Genomic DNA, 15127 nt, shown 5'->3' on the forward strand with positions numbered 1-15127 from the left:
CGTTCATTCCCGAGTATTTTGCCGCCCCGGCGGTTAGCATGGCGCTACAACAATGAAACCGATGGACCACACCTTGATCGAACGACGCCAATTCAGCGGTGGCATGAAGGGCAAGAACCTTCGCTACCTGAACGAGCCCGCCAGCGGGCCGGGACGCATGACCCGCACCGGGTTTGTGCTGCTGGAGCATTTTTCCCTGCCAGCGTTTACCCAGGCGCTGGACACCATCATTACTTCGAATCTGCTGCGCCCCGGTCTGTTTTCCACGCGAACCTTCGGCCTGAGCGATGGTGAGGTGATCAGCGATCTGGGTCTGGTCATTCGCCCGGATGCGCGACTGGAGACGGGAGCGATACAGGAACTGGATCTGCTGGTGATCTGCGGCGGTTACCGCACGGAATTGAAAGCGAGCGACGAGTTCATCAACCTGCTGAAAATGGCCTCCGAGGCCGGCGTGTTGCTGGCCGGGCTGTGGAACGGCGCGTGGTTCCTGGGCCGGGCAGGGGTGCTGGAAGGCTATCGCTGTGCGATTCACCCGGAGCATCGACCGGCGCTGGCGGAGATTTCCAAGGCGACTCAGGTCAGCAGCGAACCCTACGTGATCGACCGCGACCGGCTGACCGCGTCCAGTCCGTCCGGTGCATTCCACATGGCGCTGGACTGGATCAAGGGGCTGCACGACAAGGCGCTGGTCGAAGGCATCGAAGACATTCTGGCGTTCGAGGAATCGCGTTACCGGCGGATCAAGCCGACGGAGAACATCTGCGTCAGCGCGCCGTTGCGTGAAGTGGTGAAGCTGATGGACGCCAATCTGGAGGAACCGCTGGAGCTGGAACAACTGGCGGTGTACGCCGGTCGATCCCGGCGTCAACTGGAGCGGCTGTTCAAGGAACAATTGGGCACCACGCCGCAGCGTTATTACATGGAACTGCGCATCACTGAGGCCCGGCGTCTGCTGCAACACACCGAGCTGTCTCAGGTGGACGTGCTGGTGGCGTGCGGATTCGTGTCGCCGAGTCATTTCAGCAAGTGCTACAGCGCTTACTTCGGTTATCGCCCGTCCAAGGAAAAACGGCTCGTCAAATGATAAGAACAAGGCGCCTGTCGTGGGCGCCCGAAGTCGCAGCGCACACGCTGCCGGAGCTCTACCCGATACAGCTCAGAGACCGGCCCACCGCTGCGTGGGCGGTAAGCCGGCCATGTTGCACGGTTCAACGCTTGAGCAGATCCAGCGCGACGTCGACGATCATGTCTTCCTGCCCGCCGACCATGCGCCGCTTACCCAGCTCGACAAGAATGTCGAGGGTCTTGAGGCCATATTTGGCGGCGGCAATTTCGGCATGCCGCAAGAAGCTTGAATAGACGCCGGCATAACCCAGTGCCAACGTTTCACGGTCGACTCGTACCGGCCGATCCTGCAGCGGGCGGACGATGTCGTCAGCGGCGTCGAGCAGCCTGTAGAGGTCGGTGCCGTGGTTCCAGCCGAGACGTTCGGCGGCGGCAATAAAAACCTCCAGCGGCGCGTTGCCGGCGCCGGCACCCATACCGGCGAGACTTGCATCGATCCGGTCGCAGCCTTCCTCGACAGCGGTGATCGAGTTGGCGACGCCCAGCGAAAGGTTGTGGTGGGCGTGCATGCCGGTTTCGGTTTCCGGTTTCAGAACGGCTTTGAACGCCCGGAATCGCTCGCGAACGTCCTGCATGTTCATCGCGCCACCGGAGTCGGCCATGTACACGCAGGTCGCGCCATAGCTTTCCATCAGCCGGCCCTGGGCCGCCAGATGCTCAGGGGCGATCATGTGGCTCATCATCAGGAAACCGACGGTGTCCATGCCCAGTTCGCGAGCGTATTCGATGTGCTGTTTCGAAACGTCGGCCTCGGTACAGTGCGTGGCGATGCGCACCACCCGTGCGCCGGCGTCATAGGCGGCCTTGAGGTCGTGCACCGTGCCGATCCCCGGCAGCAGCAGGGTGGTGATTTTGGCGTGCTCGAGGACATCGGCCGCCGCTTCGATCCATTCCAGATCGGTATGGGCGGCAAAGCCATAGTTGAAGCTCGAACCCTGCAGGCCGTCGCCGTGGGCGATTTCGATCGAATCGACCCTGGCCTTGTCCAGTGCGCGCGCAATGTCTTGCACATTCTGCAGTGAGTACTGATGTCGGATGGCATGGCTGCCGTCGCGCAGGGTGACGTCGGAGATGTAGATTTTCTTGCCGGGATTGAATGTCATGTCGGGCCCCTCAGGCGTTGAGCATCGACTGCGCCATGCGCTCGGCAGTGGCCAAGGCAGCGGAGGTCATGATATCGAGATTGCCGGCGTAGGCTGGCAGGTAATGGGCGGCGCCTTCGACCTCGAGGAATACCGAAGTTTTGAGGCCGCTGAAGCGTCCCAGCCCCGGAATGTTCAGGGGGGCCGATTCGGCAATGACGTCGAACTGAACCTTCTGTTTCAAACGGTAGCCCGGCACATAGGCCTGGACTGCCGCCACCGTCTCCTCGACGCAAGCCTCGATCTGCGCCTGATCGGCGGTTTCGGACAGCACGAACACCGTGTCACGCATCATCAGCGGAGGTTCGGCGGGGTTCATGATGATGATCGCCTTGCCTCTGGAAGCCCCACCCACCATTTCGATAGCCCTGGAGGTGGTTTCCGTGAACTCGTCGATGTTGGCGCGGGTGCCGGGGCCGGCGGATTTGCTGGCGATCGAAGCGACGATTTCGGCGTAGTGAACCCGGGCAACACGGGATACGGCAGCGACCACTGGAATGGTCGCCTGACCACCACAGGTGACCATGTTGACGTTGAGTCGATTCAGGTTTTGCTCCAGGTTGACCACTGGAATGCAGTAAGGGCCGATAGCCGCCGGAGTGAGGTCGATCAGGCGGATACCCGGCTTGATCGAGCGCAGGAGCTTCTCGTTCTCCAGATGGGCACCCGCCGAGGTGGCGTCGAAGACGAAGTCGATGTCCTTGAACGTGTTCAGGCGGGTCAGGCCTTCAACGCCCTCGTGGGTGGTCGCAACGCCCATGCGTTCAGCACGGGCGAGACCGTCGGACGCAGGGTCGATCCCGACCATCACCGCCATTTCCAGGTGTCTGGCGTTGCGCAGAATCTTGATCATCAGGTCGGTGCCGATGTTGCCGGAACCGATGATGGCGACCTTGAGTTTGGTTTGACTCATGGGAGCAATCTCTCAGAAGGGCCAGGCCACGGCAGCCTGGCGCAGAAGGACGGGCAGGTCAGATGAAGCGGCAACTGATCTGGCCAAGTCGGGTCAGGTGCAAGTGCAGACTGTCCCCGGCCACGAGAGGCGTCATCGGCCCCAGGGCGCCGGAGAGCAACACGTCGCCGGCCTGCAAGGGACGGCCCATCCGGGCCATGGTGCGAGCCAGCCACAGGCAGGCGTCCACCGGATTGCCGAGACACGCGGCACCGACACCGATCGAGGCCGTGGCGGCATTCTTTTCCAGCAGCATGCCTTCCAGCCGAAGGTCCAGCGAGGCGAGTGGAGTCGGCTGTTTACCCAGCACATACAGCCCCGATGAAGCGTTGTCCGCCACCGTGTCCACCAGCGATATGTTCCAGTTCTCGATGGCCGAATCGACGATTTCCAACGCAGGCACCACGTACTCCACCGCCCGCAGCAGTTCCGCGAGGGTCGTATCTTCATATGGAAGATCGCGGCCCAGAACGAACGCAATCTCGCCTTCGGCCTTGGGCTGGATCAACTGACTGACCTGGATTTCAACGCCATCGGCGATTTCCATATCCGCGAACAGCATGCCGAAATCCGGTTGATCGACGCCCAGTTGCTGTTGCACGGCAGCCGAGGTCAGTCCGATTTTACGGCCGACCAGGCGTCGCCCCTGGGCCAGCGCCCGTTGGGTGTTGATCTCCTGTACGGCATAGGCGCCGGTCAACGAATCGATACCGAATGTGGACGAGATCCGTGCACAGGGTTCGCGTTGCTCCCGTGCTCTGGCCAGGGCTGCGGCGGCGTCTTGCAGAGGCTGCAAAGGGAACTGGCTCATGCGATTTTCCTCAGCAGCCGGGGTTCTTCCGCGACGACGTCAGAACCAGGGCTCCATTGCAGCTGGAACTTGAGTTCGTTGATCGCCCGATCCAGATCCGCGGCCTCGACCATGGCGAAGGTGAATTTGTCCGGGCGCACCACGGCGACGGCTCCGCTGGAGAACCCCGAGCGCTTGAACCACGCGACCATCTCACCCTGCACATCCTCCAGTTCGAGCAGTTCACTGGTATTGGAACGACCGGTATCGGCGCCCTGTGGACGGGTACCGAACGGGAAGAGGGTGGCGAAACGCGTGTGCTGGATATCCAGCAGTTTCCGCGACGCCTGACTCAGGTGGGCGCGTGGATCGACCTCAAGACCGATCAAGGCAAAACCGTCGCCCAACAGGTCGTCGAGCAATACGCGCTGGCCCTTGAAGGTGCGGACTTCGGGTTGCGGAATCATCCGGCCTTCCGGGGAGCGCCGATGGCGGCGTGGCATGCCCAGATAGCTGTCAGGGGCATAGGTCGGGGCCGGTTTGAAACGGCCTTCGCGAACATAGCGGCCAAGAAATGGTGTCGCCAGGACGGTCTTGACCAGCAGGTTACGCATCAGACTGGAAACGGGGCTGGACATCGAGACGAAGTCTTTCATCTGCACCGAAATATCAATCATCGCCTTGGCATGGTGGAAGCGTTCGCTGCCATAGGTATCAAGCAGCCGCTCACCGGCTTGCCCCTTGATCACGGCGTCGATTTTCCAGGCCAGGTTGTAGGCGTCACGCACACCGGAACTCATGCCCTGACCCATGAACTGCGGCGTCATGTGGGCAGCATCGCCGGCAATCAATACCCGGCCCTTGCGCCAATCCTTCGCCACCAGGGCGTTGAAGGTGTAGACCAGCTTGCGTTTGACCTCGAACTTGTCCGGGTCGACGTAACGGCTGATCAGGTTGCGCACCACGGTCGGGTCTTCCATCTGTTCGCGCGTCTGGCCGGGCATCAGCATGAATTCGAAGCGATGGAAACGACCGGGCTGAGGACAGCAGACTGTCGGGCAATCAGGGTCGCAGATGAAACTGAAATAGGGCAGATGACGCAAGGCATCCTCGCCTTCCTTCATCTCCAGGTCGACCACCAGCCAGGGTTCGGGAAAGTTCTTGCCGCTCATGCCGATGCCCAAGGCCTCGCGGACCGTACTGCGGCCGCCGTCCGCCCCCACCAGATAGCGCCCGCGAATAGTTTGCGGGTCCGGATCGACTTCACAGGCCTGACGGGCATCCGTCGCATCACTGAAACGAAAGGTGCTGGTGGCCTGATGGGTCACGGTCACCCCATGTTCATCCTGTGTGAACTGCGTGAGCTCGCGGCCACGGGCAACCCGCACATTGGGGTAACGCTCGAGCAGATCGCTCAGCGTGGTTTCCAGCCAGGGCTGGTAAAGGAAGTTGATGATCGGCCAGCCATAGGGGCGATCGAGGCGCCAGTACTGGCCGAGGATCTTGCCATTGGCCAGCACCCACTGAGCGGGGGTATCGACTTGCATGTTGGCTGAAAGCTCGGCGGCAACACCGGCCGCCTGCATGACGCGCATACACTCGTCGTCCGTGTAGACCGCCCGGGCGTTGCCATAAAACAGTGGCTCGCGCTCCAGCACAAGCACCGACAGACCACGCTTGCCGAGCAGATGCGCGAGCGTGGCGCCCGTCGGGCCAAGCCCGGAAATAATCACGTCGACGCTCGTTACAGACTCGTTTTTGTTATTCATGACGATATCTCTCTTACAGCGGTGAATATTCGGGCTTGAGCAACGAACGTGTGCCGCGGGCGAAGTTGGCCAGGTTGGTGGCCAACGTGTGCCAGGCACCGCTTTTCTCCGGGCGATGCCCCCACAGGCTGATGCCTTGATAGGAGGTTGTGCGCCAATGCGCCTCATCGACCACCCTGGCGTTGCAACCCAGTTCCAGCTCGAAACCGCTGGGGCTCATCACGTAGAACGATTGCTCACGGTCGTTGGGGTGCTCACCGATTTCGTGGGCCATTTCGAAACCGAGCGTGCGGCAGCGCAAATAGGCGTTGGTCAGTTCGCTGACCGAGGTGGTCAGCATGTTCATGTGTTGCACACGGGTACGAATCGGATCCATTGGCAGGCCACGCAAACGGGCGATGGCAATCGAGTGGTGACGTTCGTTGACCCGGAAGAAATCAATGTCCAGGGTCACTCCGGCAATCCGCTCGACGATGTGGTCGCTGGCTCTTGCATCAAATATTTCCTGCCAGAAACGTTGCATCTGCTGTGGTTTGCGCGAGGTGATCGCCAAGTGGCCCATCCCGGCGGAACCGGTGATGAAACCTGCACTGAGCATGTTCAGTGGCTTGTCGGTCAGCAGCGGCTCCCAGAACAGCTCGACGGCCATGCGTTTGGGGCCGAGCACCCGCCAGAACCTTTTCACGCCGCGTTGTGCGGCTTCTTCCGGTTGGCTGGGCTGCGCTTGGATACCGAGGCGTTGCAGGCGTTTGAGCACTTCATCGAGGGTTGACTGGTCGCGTAACTGCCAGCCGACGGCAAGAAAATCTTCCTGCGGACCTCGCTGGATGATGATCCGCCGCTGGTGCTGATCCATACGAAAAGCCAGGGTTTGCTCGTCCGAACTGGCCAGGTGCAGGCCGATGCCGTGCTGGAGCAGCTCACGCCAACGCGCCAGGTGGCGAGACTCGATCAACGCATAGCCCATGCTGCTGGCGCCGAAGATGTCCGGCGTTGTTCGACTGATCGTTGCTTGATTGTTCATGACGACAACTCAGCGCGCTGTGCGACTGGCGAGGAACGCCAGGGTCACGGAGTTGAATTCGTCCGCACGTTCCCACTGCACCCAATGACCGGTCCGGCTGAACAGGTAGAGGTTGCAATCCGGCATGCGGCTGCGCAGCGCCTCGCCGCCGCTGGGACGATTGACCTTGTCGTCCGCGCCCCAGAGCACCAGGGTCGGAACCTGGCAATGCTTGAGGCGCGAATCGCGGGTGAAATCCCAGCGCGAGAAGCTGGGAATACCGGTTGGCCGGCGCAGGGGAGGGGCCGCAATGACCTGCGGGTCGATACTCGCCTCGAAACGCTCGCGGATCATCTCGTCACTGACCTGGCTGCCGTCATACACCAGGTAGTCGCGGATAAAACGCGTGATCTTGGCCAGCGTCGGGCCTTCACCGTTGTAGTAGTCGAGCAACAGCTTGAGACCCGGTGTCGGCAGGCTGCGAGTGGTATTGACGCCACCGGGGCCCATCAGCACCAGAGCCGACACCCGGCCGGGTGCATCCAGCGCCATGCGCAAGGCACAGGCACCACCCAAAGAGTTGCCCACCACGTGAGCGCTGCTGATGTTCAGGGTGTCGAGCAGGCCGAGCATCGCCCCCGCGAGATCGCCGAAGGGGTCCTTGCGATCCACACCTTTGGTGGATCGGCCATAACCGGGCATGTCGACCACAATGACCCGGAACTGCTGGGCAAGCGATTCGATATTGCGCGAGTAGTTGGAAAGCCCCGAGGCTCCCGCTCCGCCACCGTGAAGCATCAGCAGAGGATGGCCGACGCCCGTTTCGCTGATGAAAATCTGCCGACGACCCACTTGCACCGTTCGTGAGGTCAGGGCAGGAAGAGGTTCTTTATTGTTCATTGTCAGTTCCTGGCGTGAGGCACTTCGACCCAGGCGATGGGTACGTGCTTTCGGCAGACTCTAACACTCAAGATTAGAATTGAACAACAGTGTTCAATTGTCTTTTTTGTGGACAATAAAAAAGCCAGACTCCCAAGGGATCTGGCTCAAGAAAAATCAGCGCAGGACATCAGGCGGCGAGAAGGGGCAGATCCTGAGTTGCGATGCTGCGCGCGTAATCGGCTGGCACGCCGAGCGCCCTGAGAACGAATTCGGCCATATCGGAACCCGCGTCGCGCCAGGTTTTGTGACCCTGAAGTACCAGCATCGTGGCCCCCAGCACGCCACCACCGATCATCGCCATCACCGAAGGCAGTTGCTCCTGTCGAAAGCTGTATTGCTCACTGCTCAGGCCGCTGAGCACATCGTGCATGGGCGGACCGCTCCACATCTGTTGCAGCGTCTCATTGCTGGCCCCGTAGCGCACGATAAACGCCCCCCAGTGCGGCTCTTCATGGGCGCGGCGGATATACAGGCGGATACCGGTGGCCAGGCGGACGGCGGGGGACGCATGGGGATCTGCACTGCGCGCGGCCCTGTCGTTCATTTCGGCACTGAGCTGGCTGGCGACATCTTCGAACAGCGTCTCCACCGAGTTGAGGTTGTTGTAGATCGTGCCGCGCGCTACCCCGGCGATCTGCGCCAGTTCGCTGACATTGACCTCTTCGACACGTTTCTCGACAAACAGCCGGATCGCAGCTTCATGGATGCGCTTCTGCACGGGACTGAGTTTCAAAGCAATGAGCTCCAACGGAGAAATTCCGGACATTGAACAAGCGCGTTCAAAATAAAGCAAATCAGCGTTTGTCGATCATTGACATAATTGAACACAAATGTTCAATATTGATCTCGAAAGTTGTACGCCCACCGAGCACAGTTCTTTACCCAGTGGCCGTAGGCGCTCGGTCGAAGCCCAAACAAGAGAGTCAGCATGTCAATCAAGCAAGGCCGTATCGATGTCCACCATCACATCATTCCACCTGCATTCGTCGATGCGATGAATGCCAGAGGGCTGCACTCCGTTGCGGGAGCGCCGCTGCCAGCCTGGACGCCGGAAAAATCCATTGAGGTGATGGATGCGAACGGCATCGAACGGGCAATCACCTCGCTGTCTGCGCCCGGCGTCCACTTCGGTGACGGGGTCCGACAAGCCAGCGAGCTGGCGCGACGCTGCAACGAGTTCGCCGCGCAGATGCGTACACGCTATCCGAGCCGTTTCGGCAACTTCGCGGTGCTGCCGATGCCGTTCACCGAGGCCGCCTGCCGTGAAGCCGTTCACGCGCTGGACGTGCTCAAGGCCGAGGGCATTGTTTTGCTGGGCAGCACCGACGGGGTGTTTCTGGGTGATCCGCGCTTCGACGAACTGATGGCCGAACTCGACCGCCGAAAAGCCGTGGTATTCATCCATCCCAACATGCACCAGACCAGCGAAAGCATCGGTCTGCAGACCCCGGGATTTCTCATTGAGTTTCTCTGCGACACCACGCGCGCGGCAGTCAATCTGATCCTTGGCGGGACCATGGAGCGCTATCCCGGCATTCGCTGGATTCTGTCCCACTCCGGCGGCTTCCTGCCGTTTGTGGCCTGGCGTGTCTCGCTGGCCAACATGTTGCCGGAATTTCAGCAGCACGCGCCGCAAGGGGTCATGACCTACATCCGTCGCTTTTACTTCGACACGGCGTTGTCACCGTCACCTTATTCCATGGCGGCGCTCAAGGAACTGGTGGAACCGTCACACATTCTTTTCGGCAGTGACTATCCCTTTGCCCCGGCTCCCGCCACGGCGCTGCAGTGCCGGACGCTGGAAAGCCTGGAGATGTGGTCGCCGGCGATCATGCACGGCATCAACCGGGCCCATGCACTCAGTCTTTTTCCGCAGTACCGCCAGCCGAATGAAGTGGTCACTCCGGCGCCGATCTATGAGGGCGAATCCTTCTCTCAACGCTTGCGACGCAGCATGACCCGACCGATCGGTGCGCTGGCAGAGCGGATGCGCAAACGCTGAATCAATCCGTCGCCAAGGATGGGCGGCGACGTTTCACATCATTGAATCCAGAGATCCACCCGCGTGCCTCGGGTGTTCGCGCCCGCCAAAAAAATAACAAGAGCCAAATCATGACAATAAGAAATCAGCTTTGCGTGCTGGGGCTTTGCCTCACCTCCACTCAACTCCTGGCCAACGGCCTGCAAATCAACGAACAAAGCATAAGCTCCGCAGGCAAGGCTTATTCCGGTCGGGCTTCTGATGTTCAGGACGCCTCCATCGTTTACGGCAACCCCGCCGGCATGTCCCGTCTGGCGGGTGAACACGTCAGTGGCGGTCTCAGTTTCATCGTTGTCAGTTCGCGCATCAGCAACGTCAATACCACGGTGTCGGGCACTTCACACGGCGATATGGTGCCTGATCCGATCGTCGTGCCATCGGGCTTCTACACGCTGCAACTCAACGATGACTGGCACGTGGGCTTCGGGGTTTACGCCCCTTTTGGCGGGAGCACAGACTATGAGAGCACCTTCCAGGGACGCTACCGCAGCTCGCAGACTCAGGTGAAGGTCGTTACCTTGCAGCCGACGGTCAGTTACCGGATCAATGATCGACTGTCCGTGGGTTTTGGGCCGACGATCAACCGTATCGACGGGCTGCTCGAAAGCAAGATCGCCAACAGCGCGGTGGGCGGGCAGGGCGACGGGACTGTCAAAGTCACCGGCGACGACACGGCCATGGGCTTCAGTCTGGGCATCCTGTTCGACCCGCTCGACGACCTGACCCTGGGGCTCACCTATCACTCCAGAGTCGATTACAACCTGAGCGGAAAGACCAAGGTCTCAGGTGCCAATGGATTGCTGGCACCGATCCCGGGGCTGGGGCTGCCGGGGCTCAACGGCAAATATGACGCGAGCCTGGATTTCACTTCACCGGAAACGGTCGATGCCTCGGCGACCTGGCGTATCAATGATCGACTGGATGTCTCCGCCGGCGCGTTGTGGAGTCGCTGGAGCCGCGTGCAGGAGTTGAGGGTGCTGAATTCCGGCGTGCCACAGGCCTATGGCCCTTTCGATACGATCCTCGAAACCCTGAAGTGGCGTGACACCTGGTCGTTCTCCACCGGCATGTCCTATCGCCTGAACAAGCAATGGAAGGTTCGTGGCGGGATCGCCTATGAACCGACGCCGATGCCCAATCAGTACACATCCACCCGTGCGCCAACGGGAGACCGGAAGATTTTCACGGTGGGCCTGAACTGGCAGATGACCGATCAGACCTCTCTGGATCTGGGTTACGGCTACATCCACGAAGACCCGGTGAAGGTTTCACAGGACACGACGCAGGGTGGCCTGCGCCCGGGTTATAGCGCCACCTACCAGAACACGGTCAATGGCGCTGGGCTGCAGTTGAATCACAGCTTCTGATCAGTCTTGCTCGACGACAAGAGGTGATCGGCGTCGATGATCGCTTGAGCGAAGGCTTTCGGGTCTTCCTGTGGCAGGTTGTGACCGATGCCGCCGTTGATCAGGCGGAACTGGTATTTGCCGGTGAAGCGCTTGGCGTAGTCCTCGGGCGCCGGGTGCGGCGCGCCGTTGGCATCGCCTTCCAGGGTGATAGTCGGCACGCTGATCGACGGTGCGGTGGTGAGTTTCTGTTCCAGTGCATCGTACTGGCTTTCACCCTGCACCAGGCCCAGACGCCAGCGGTAGTTGAACACGGTGATCGCGACGTGATCCGGGTTCTGCAAGGCCTTGGCGCTGCGGTCGAAGGTGGCGTCGTCGAAGGCCCATTTCGGTGACGCCAGTTGCCAGATCAGCTTGGCGAAATCATGGGTGTTCTTGGTGTAACCGGCCTCACCACGGTCGGTGGCGAAGTAGAACTGATACCACCACTGCAACTCGGCCTTGGGCGGCAGCGGATTCTTGCCGGCGGCCTGATTGCCGATCAGATAGCCGCTGACCGATACCAGCGCCTTCACCCGTTCAGGCCACAGCGCCGACACGATGTCCGCCGAACGCGCGCCCCAGTCGTAGCCGCCGAGCACGGCTTGTTTGATCTTCAGCGCATCCATGAAATCGATCACGTCACTGGCCAGCGCCGCCGGCTGGCCGTTGCGCACGGTCTTGTCGGACAGGAAATGCGTGTCGCCATAACCCCGGGCATACGGCATCAACACCCGATAACCCTTGGCCGCCAGCAGCGGCGCGACGTCGTCGTAGCTGTGAATGTCGTAGGGCCAGCCGTGCAGCAGAATTACCACCGGGCCATTGGCCGGGCCGGTTTCGGCGTAGGCCACGTCCAGCAGGCCGGCCTTCACGTGTTTCAGCGGGCCGAAGGGCAGGTCGGCTTTGACGCTGGCGGCCTCGGTCTTGATCGCCTCCGGTGCCGTGGTTTGTGCCTGGGCGAGCGCGCCGAACTGCAGCAGCGCGGTGGCGAGCAGCGACAGGCCCAGCAGGCGGCGACGGTTTTTCCCGGTAGCGACGGTGGCGTGTGGTGCGTGCTTCATGGCAAGTCTCCTTATGATCGGTGAGGGCCGGGTTCTGGCTGAACCCTTCGTATCTGGCGTTCATTAAAGACTGGCCACGTATCTGCGCTGTTTCCGTTTTCGTTGGCTGATGCGAGGGCATGTATCCGGGAGGCGTTCGTACACACTGCGATACAAACCTGCGGCCAACAAAAAGCCCCGAATGTTCGGGGCTCTTGCTTGCCTTCGGCTTCAGGCCTGAGTGACGTGCTTTGGCCCGGCCAGCGCCCAGGCGATCAGCCCGAACAGCGGCACAAACACGATCAATACAATCCAGACGCCTTTGTTGCTGGCTTTCCCCTCACTCTTGCGCACCCGGTTGATCGCCCACAATTCGATGAGCAAAAGAACGACGGCCAGTAAGATCCACGTGGTTTCAAGTTGCATGGGCTACCTCCTGATGGTCATTGGGTTAGGCGGGGCATGCCACTCAGGGTTCATTAAATTTGCTTGATGGTTTGCCTTGCGCACCTGCACAAATGTTCTAAACCCATCGGCAAAGTCGCGGTAACGTAGACGCCTTTGACGAACAACCACTGCCTTCGGAGCCTTGCGTGGACAAACGCAACTGGATCGAGCTGTCCCAGGATGCCGACACCGGGATCGAGTCGATTCGTGCCCATTTCCAGGGCCACGCCTACGATCCGCACTGGCACGACAGCTTTCTGGTGGGCGTCACCGAGCAGGGCGTGCAGCAGTTTCATTGCCGGCGGGTGCGGCATCTGAGTACGCCGGGCAAGATTTTCATGCTGGAACCGGGTGAGATCCACGACGGACACGCGCCGACGGAGGAGGGCTTCACCTATTCCATGCTCTACCTCGACCCGCACTGGCTGGAGCGCGAATTGCGCGTGCTGTTCGAGCATGCGCCGGACAACAGCCAGCTCGGATTCACCGATACCCTGAGCCAGGATTCGCGCCTGTCCACGGCCATCAATCAGGCCTTCAACGCCCTGCATCAAGGCGATTTGCGCATCGTGCGCCAGACCGCCATCGACACCTTGCTCGGTTCGTTGACGTCGCACCTCGACTGGCGCAAGCGTCAACTTTTCGATCCGCGTCTGCCACGAGTGGCCGAGGTGGCGCGGGACTATCTGCATGCGCACGCCTTCGAGGACATCGGGCTGGGCGATGTGGCCCAAGCCTGCGGGGTCGATCGCTTTCGACTGACCCGGGCGTTCAAGGCTGCTTTCGGCTTGGCGCCACACGCCTACCTGATTCAGTTGCGACTGGCCCGCGCCCGGCAGTTGCTGGCGCGCGGCGAAACACCCGCCACCGTCGCCAGCGCCCTCGGTTTCGCCGATCAGAGCCATCTCGGGCGCTGGTTTCGCCGTGCCTATCACCTGACGCCGGCGGACTACCGCAAGCGCTGCTCAATCCTTCCAGACTGAACCCCGCACAACCGCGACCATGGCCTCCTGTTCTGATTCGGGAGTCCTGTCATGGAATCGTTGTTGCCATTTCTGCTGTTTTCCTTCGTCGCCTCGATCACCCCGGGGCCGACCAATATTCTGGTGATGAGCTACAGCTCGCGACGCGGTCTGACGGCCACGGTGCCGATCATCTTCGGTGCCTGTGTGTCGGCGGCGCTGGTGGTGCTGGTGGTCGGGCTCGGCGTGGGGGAAACCTTGCTGCGCTATCCCCGTGTGCAGCAGGCGATGGCCTGGGGCGGCGTGCTCTGGCTGAGCTGGCTGGCGTGGCAGATCTTTCGCAGCACGCCGCCGTCGCTGGATTCGGCCACAACGGCAGATGGCGGCTTTAGCGTATTCGGCGCCGCCGGCCTGCAATTGATCAACCCCAAGGTATGGATGATGGCCGTGGCGGTGGTGAGCGTGTTTGCCGGTGGCAGCGAGGACACCGCCCGGATGGTGCTGTTGTCGCTGGCGTTTCTGCTGGTCAGTCTGCCGTGCATGACGGCGTGGGCACTGCTGGGCGTGGGCAGTGCGCGGTTCTTTGGCTCGCCACGGGCATTAAGGCGCATGAATGCCGGGCTGGCGTTTTTGTTGTTGCTGTCGGCCTGGTTGACGGTGTTGGTCTAAGCATCGGTACCTTCCGCATTCCTGACAGGAATGCACCGCATAAAATCAATGAATTTCTATTATCAGTCCTCGTGACGTAGGGTGATTCAACGACACGGAGAAACGCCCTTGAACGCTTCCTCTACTGAAAAGTTCGACACCTCCCGCGCCAATGAATATGGCAAGCAAAGCCGCATTGCGCTGGCGGGCTATGACGCTTGCCATGACCTTGCCGCGTGCATGTTGGCGGCCAGCCTCGGTAACGCCGGTTCGGCGCGTATTCTGGCGGTTGGCGCAGGCGGGACAGCCCGGGAAATCATCGCGATGGGAAGCCTGGAGCCAGGCTGGCGTTTCATGGCGGTTGACCCTTCCGAGCCGATGCTGGCGGCGGCGACCGAGCAGTTGCGGTCGCATGACTTGATGGCGCGAACGGATCTGCATCTCGGGCCTGTCGACGACTTGCCTGCCGATGAGTCATACGACGCGGCCACGGTGATCGGCGTTCTGCATCATCTGGAAGGCGATGAGGCCAAGCGAGCGCTTCTGCAATCCATTCGGGCGCGTTTGAAGCCGGGTGCTCCGCTGATCGTGGCCGGCAATCACTATGCGTATGCCAGCCAGCCGTTGCTGCTGGAAGCGTGGGGACAACGCTGGCGCCAGAACGGTGCCAGCGCCGATGAGGTGAAGGCCAAACTGGGGAAAATTCTTCAGGGCGCCGATCCTCCGCATTCCGAGGCGGCGGTTCAAAAGCTGTTGAATGAGGCCGGATTCGGCGAAGCCACCCGATTTTTCAGCAGTCTGTTCTGGGGAGCGTGGTTGACGCGTAGAACGGGTTGATTCGGGGCTGAGTGACGAATCCGACCACACGCATTTGA

15 protein-coding genes are annotated in these 15127 nt (G+C 60.9%); 6 read left to right on the top strand and 9 right to left on the bottom strand.

Annotation, left to right across the window (positions count from 1 at the left end):
- Positions 1–61: 61 nt before the first annotated feature.
- On the top strand, positions 62–1087 hold the full coding sequence (locus AC1Q9F_RS00910; RefSeq protein ID WP_492619450.1) for a GlxA family transcriptional regulator: 1026 nt from the start codon (positions 62–64) through the stop codon (positions 1085–1087).
- A 124-nt stretch (positions 1088–1211) separates the two neighbouring features.
- Here the strand turns inward: AC1Q9F_RS00910 and dmpG are convergent, their stop codons facing one another.
- From dmpG to AC1Q9F_RS00945, 7 genes are all read right to left on the bottom strand, one after another.
- The gene (dmpG, locus tag AC1Q9F_RS00915; RefSeq protein WP_492619299.1) at positions 1212–2231 is read right to left on the bottom strand and encodes a 4-hydroxy-2-oxovalerate aldolase; all 1020 of its coding nucleotides are present in this window, start codon (positions 2229–2231) and stop codon (positions 1212–1214) included.
- Positions 2232–2241: 10 nt separating this feature from the next.
- Positions 2242–3183 (bottom strand): acetaldehyde dehydrogenase (acetylating), encoded by a 942-nt coding sequence (locus AC1Q9F_RS00920; protein WP_492619298.1) that lies wholly within the window; start codon positions 3181–3183, stop codon positions 2242–2244.
- Between the two features lie 58 nt (positions 3184–3241).
- Complete coding sequence (locus tag AC1Q9F_RS00925; RefSeq protein ID WP_492619297.1) at positions 3242–4033, bottom strand: 2-keto-4-pentenoate hydratase; 792 nt, start codon at positions 4031–4033, stop codon at positions 3242–3244.
- Positions 4030–5781, bottom strand: a complete 1752-nt coding sequence (gene mhpA, locus AC1Q9F_RS00930) for a bifunctional 3-(3-hydroxy-phenyl)propionate/3-hydroxycinnamic acid hydroxylase MhpA (RefSeq protein WP_492619296.1) — start codon at positions 5779–5781, stop codon at positions 4030–4032. Before mhpA ends, AC1Q9F_RS00925 begins: the two co-directional genes overlap by 4 nt.
- A 13-nt stretch (positions 5782–5794) precedes the next feature.
- Positions 5795–6805 (bottom strand): VOC family protein, encoded by a 1011-nt coding sequence (locus tag AC1Q9F_RS00935; RefSeq protein WP_492619295.1) that lies wholly within the window; start codon positions 6803–6805, stop codon positions 5795–5797.
- Positions 6806–6814: 9 nt separating this feature from the next.
- Positions 6815–7684, bottom strand: coding sequence for an alpha/beta fold hydrolase (locus AC1Q9F_RS00940; protein WP_492619294.1), 870 nt, complete (start codon positions 7682–7684; stop codon positions 6815–6817).
- A 169-nt stretch (positions 7685–7853) separates the two neighbouring features.
- The gene (locus AC1Q9F_RS00945) at positions 7854–8492 is read right to left on the bottom strand and encodes a TetR/AcrR family transcriptional regulator (protein ID WP_492619293.1); all 639 of its coding nucleotides are present in this window, start codon (positions 8490–8492) and stop codon (positions 7854–7856) included.
- Between the two features lie 162 nt (positions 8493–8654).
- Between AC1Q9F_RS00945 and AC1Q9F_RS00950 the strand changes: the two genes are divergently transcribed.
- Together AC1Q9F_RS00950 and AC1Q9F_RS00955 are read left to right on the top strand one after the other, a co-directional pair.
- Entirely contained in the window at positions 8655–9728 is a 1074-nt protein-coding gene (locus tag AC1Q9F_RS00950; protein WP_492619292.1) for an amidohydrolase family protein, read from the top strand.
- Between the two features lie 110 nt (positions 9729–9838).
- Entirely contained in the window at positions 9839–11134 is a 1296-nt protein-coding gene (locus AC1Q9F_RS00955; protein ID WP_492619291.1) for an OmpP1/FadL family transporter, read from the top strand.
- Here the strand turns inward: AC1Q9F_RS00955 and AC1Q9F_RS00960 are convergent.
- Both AC1Q9F_RS00960 and AC1Q9F_RS00965 read right to left on the bottom strand, forming a co-directional pair.
- The gene (locus AC1Q9F_RS00960; RefSeq protein WP_492619290.1) at positions 11122–12216 is read right to left on the bottom strand and encodes an alpha/beta fold hydrolase; all 1095 of its coding nucleotides are present in this window, start codon (positions 12214–12216) and stop codon (positions 11122–11124) included. The two genes, AC1Q9F_RS00955 and AC1Q9F_RS00960, sit on opposite strands and share 13 nt — an antisense overlap.
- Positions 12217–12426: 210 nt before the next feature.
- The gene (locus AC1Q9F_RS00965; protein WP_492619289.1) at positions 12427–12621 is read right to left on the bottom strand and encodes a PLD nuclease N-terminal domain-containing protein; all 195 of its coding nucleotides are present in this window, start codon (positions 12619–12621) and stop codon (positions 12427–12429) included.
- Positions 12622–12788: 167 nt separating this feature from the next.
- Here AC1Q9F_RS00965 and AC1Q9F_RS00970 point away from each other — a divergent pair, with 167 nt between their 5' ends.
- The 3 genes from AC1Q9F_RS00970 to AC1Q9F_RS00980 all read left to right on the top strand — a co-directional run bounded on the left by AC1Q9F_RS00970 (position 12789) and on the right by AC1Q9F_RS00980 (position 15089).
- Entirely contained in the window at positions 12789–13625 is an 837-nt protein-coding gene (locus tag AC1Q9F_RS00970) for an AraC family transcriptional regulator (protein ID WP_492619288.1), read from the top strand.
- Between the two features lie 51 nt (positions 13626–13676).
- Positions 13677–14273 carry a LysE family translocator gene (locus AC1Q9F_RS00975; protein ID WP_492619287.1) on the top strand — a complete coding sequence of 199 codons (597 nt, stop codon included), beginning with the start codon at positions 13677–13679 and terminating at the stop codon, positions 14271–14273.
- A 108-nt stretch (positions 14274–14381) separates the two neighbouring features.
- Positions 14382–15089 carry a class I SAM-dependent methyltransferase gene (locus tag AC1Q9F_RS00980; RefSeq protein ID WP_492619286.1) on the top strand — a complete coding sequence of 236 codons (708 nt, stop codon included), beginning with the start codon at positions 14382–14384 and terminating at the stop codon, positions 15087–15089.
- Positions 15090–15127: the final 38 nt, after the last annotated feature.

The organism is Pseudomonas sp. GW823-FHT04A03, assembly GCF_058796615.1.